Annotated in this window: 2 protein-coding genes and 1 pseudogene; all 3 read left to right on the top strand. The window is 36.9% G+C overall.

Annotated features, from left to right (window positions below):
• Window positions 1-410: pseudogene (locus F6K54_RS41715) on the top strand (extracellular solute-binding protein); the annotation flags it as partial.
• Window positions 411-508: 98 nt separating this feature from the next.
• Window positions 509-2,530: an ATP-binding protein gene (locus tag F6K54_RS41720; RefSeq protein ID WP_293090372.1), complete on the top strand. Its 2,022-nt coding sequence runs from the start codon at window positions 509-511 to the stop codon at window positions 2,528-2,530.
• Between the two features lie 329 nt (window positions 2,531-2,859).
• Window positions 2,860-3,612, top strand: a complete 753-nt coding sequence (locus F6K54_RS41725) for a cobalt-precorrin-6A reductase (protein ID WP_293090373.1) — start codon at window positions 2,860-2,862, stop codon at window positions 3,610-3,612.
• The last annotated feature ends 164 nt before the right edge of the window (window positions 3,613-3,776 follow it).

Consider the following 3,776-nt stretch of genomic DNA (forward strand, 5'->3'; position numbering starts at 1 on the left):
AACCTACATCTTTAGTATCTATCAAACAACCTGTAATTTTTACATCTTCTACTCATCCCAAATTGGCAAAAGAATTTTTATCATATTTAATAAAACCAGATAATTTAGGAGCTTATATTAAAGGTGCCAGAGGTCGCTATTTTCCAATTATGCCTCAACTTTGGGAAGACCCATTTTGGAGTGAGACAAAAGATCCTCATATTTGTGAAGCATCTCAACAATTGACTGCAAGTAAAACTCGTTTATTTAAGAATTCAATTAATCCTGCTTATTCTCAAGTACATTCAGAAAATATTTGGGGTAAGGCAATGCGACAAATTTTAATAGAAGGTTTATCGCCAACTGAAGCAACAGATATAGCCATTAAACAAATTACAGAAATATTTTCTCAGTGGGAAACTCGGCAATAAAGATAATATGGCAAAGTCAAAAATGAGGATATTAAGTCATGTATTTCTGGAAAAAAAGCCTCCTAATTGAGATTGTGGGCTCTTTTTTAATATTGTCGTTGATAACAATATCAATTGTTGGGTATACAACATTTAGTCAAGCACGAACATCTTTAAAAGAATCCCTTTTCGAGCGTCTTAGTTTTGCTGCCAAACTTAAAGAAAATGAACTTAATCGTTGGATATTAGATCGACGTCAAAAGATCTTAGCGATCGCCGAATTACCAGAAATTAATAACCAAGCAAAAATTCTACTAACAAGCAAAAAATCTACTCCAGAATATGAATCATCTCAAGCTTATCTAAAAACTTCTTTAACATCTTTTGCTACTAATCTTAGTAGCTTACAAGAAATTTTTATTTTAACCAGAAGTAGCAGAATTTTAGTTTCCAGTAATTCTAATAAAGTAGGCAAATATCAACCTTTAGTTCAATATAGCGAAGTAACAAAATCTACCACAGATTATTTGATTTCCAACTTTTACCGCTCTGCTGAAACAGGTAAACCTATGATTACCTTTGCTATCCCTATTCTCAGTGAAAATGGTAAGCAGCTAGGAATGTTTGCTGCCCATCTTAACTTAGACAGAATTGATAGTATTATTCGCGAGCAAGCAGGTTTAGGAAAAACAGCCGAAACTTATTTAGTAGGAAATATTGGTAGTAGTTTGTCGAGGAGAAATGTATTTGTTTCAGCCCAAAAATTTGGTTCAGAGGAATTTCCTGATAGTATTAATAGTCAAGGTATTAATAATGCTATTAATGGCAAGAATGGCCAAGGGTTGTATATAAATTATAGAGGAGTACCAGTTATTGGTGTTTATCGGTGGCTCGAATATCAAGACTTAGCATTATTAGCAGAAATAGAACAAACAGAAGCATTTGCACCTGCTCGTCATCTTGCTAGTTCAATTTTGGTAATAGGTTTGACATTAGCTTTAATCATGGCAATAGCTATGTTGTTATTAGGCCGTCAAATTGTACGACCAATTTTAGCGATCGCTCAGACAGCTAAATTAGTAAGTGCAGGGGATCTAACCCAAAAAGTGCCAGTAATAACTAAAAATGAAATTGGTTTCCTTGCTCAAACTTTTAATCAAATGATTCAACAGTTAAAAAGTTCATATCAGCAACTATCTGATTACAGTCACGTTTTAGAAACAAAAGTTGAGGAAAGAACCCAAGAGTTAACAAAAAAAAATATCGCTCTTGAACAAACTCTTCAAAAATTAAAAGAAACCCAAGCCCAATTAATTCATAATGAAAAAATGGTGAGTTTAGGTCAGTTAGTTGCCGGAGTTGCCCATGAAATAAATAACCCTGTGAGCTTTATCTACGGCAATATTGAACCTGCTAGAAATTATGCTGAACAATTATTAGATTTACTCAACCTTTATCATCAATATTATCCAGAACCAGGAGATGAAATTACAGAAAACAAAGAGGAGATAGACCTGGAATTTATCCAAGAAGACTTTCCCCATTTGCTTGGTTCCATGGAAGAAGGTTCTAAAAGGATTAAAGAAATAGTTTTATCCCTCCGAAAATTTTCCCGTCACGATGAATCTCCGCAAAAACAAGTTGATATTCACGAAGGTATTGATAGTACTTTACTAATTTTGCAAAGTCGCCTCAAGCCCAAGGCGGGATTTCCCAAAATTAATATTATTAAAGAATATGGTAATTTGCCGTTAGTCAGATGTTGGGCAGGTCAAGTAAATCAAGTTTTTCTTAATATTATAGCTAATGGTATTGATGCTTTAGAAATGTCTTGGGAACAATCAAATTCTCAATCTTGCAGTATTCAACCCTATATTAAAATTCAGACTAAAGTTATCAATAAAGATTGGATAGCTATCCATATTACTGATAATGGAATGGGAATACCAGAAGAAGTGAAAAACCGAATATTTGACCCGTTTTATACAACAAAACCTGTAGGTAAAGGCACGGGTTTAGGATTATCTTTAAGTTATCAAATTATAGTTGAAAAACACCAGGGAAAATTTTACTGTAATTCCGTAGTTGGTCAGGGTACAGAATTTGCGATCGAATTGCCAATTGTTGATTTTAGGGAGTAGGGAGTAGGGGAGCGAGGGAGCTGGGGAGTAGGGGAGCGGGGGAGTAGGGGAGCGGGGGAGTAGGGGAGTAGGGGAGAATTTTTTGGCCCAACTCTCGCTCAAAATACGCTCCTTTTTGAGGATGAAGAGCTGAAAACCAGGTACTTTTTCAAGACCTAAAAATCTAAAACCTTTACCTGTAAATGCTTTGAGATTTATTCAGCAAGCCCTAATTAGTGACAAAAAACCTTTTCCCTTCTAACCTCTTCTTTCCTTCCTTCTGCCTCCTGCCTTCTGCCTTCTGCCTTACCTCCTCCAAAGTGTAAGTATTCAACCGGACACGATCTAACATGACAAAACAAAAACGAGTGCTGATTTTGGGAGGCACTGGAAATGGATGGAAACTGGCAGCTTTAGCTACTAAAATACCAGGGTTAGAGGTAATCAATTCTCTAGCTGGCCGCACTCGTCAACCTTCGATCAAATCTACCCATACAAGAATAGGGAGTTTTGGTGGTGTACCAGGGTTAACAGAATATCTACGGGTGCAAAAAATAGATTTGCTAATTGACGCAACTCATCCTTTTGCCGTTCAAATTTCTTGGAATGCAGCGATCGCTACTTCAGAATTGAATATTCCTCATTTGATGTTCATCTCCCCACCATGGGAAAAAACAGAAGGCGATCGCTGGGTGGAAGTTGAAAATAACGAAACTGTTATCGAAATTTTACCAAAATTAGCTCAACGAATATTTCTAAGCATCGGTCGTCAAGAGTTAGCAAGTTATGCTCATCTCCACAACCTCTGGTTTTTAATGCGGACGGTAGATCCACCTCAACTAAATGCCTCAATACCCCCAGGAAAACTATTGACTAAACGCGGACCTTTTTCCTTATTAGAAGAGCGATCGCTTTTAGAGAAATATAATATTGAGGCGATCGTTAGTAAAAATAGTGGTGGCGATGCTACATACCCCAAAATTATTGCGGCACGGGAATTAGGTATTCCAGTGGTAATGATTCAAAGACCTCCTCTTCCTGATGGAAAAAAGGTAACTGATGTAGAAAGTGCAGTCTCTTGGATCGGAAATTATATTTATTAGGACTTACGGATGAGCGCTATTGGTAGCTATTAGTAGTGGACTGACACGCCTAAAAATGTAGGTTGGGTTGTAGCTTGCACACCAAGTAGCGGTACGGCAGTGCCCGAAGGGAAACCCAACAAAACCTTACTAATGTTGGGTTTATCCTAACGGATAAGCTCCGC

Origin of the sequence: Okeania sp. SIO3B5 (genome assembly GCF_010692555.1) — a bacterium.
Taxonomy (GTDB): Bacteria; Cyanobacteriota; Cyanobacteriia; order Cyanobacteriales; family Microcoleaceae; genus Okeania.

Coding starts and splice junctions, on each gene's coding strand:
- F6K54_RS41725 (WP_293090373.1), top strand. CDS start 2,860: ATGACAAAACAAAAACGAGTGCTGATTTTGGGAGGCACTGGAAATGGA.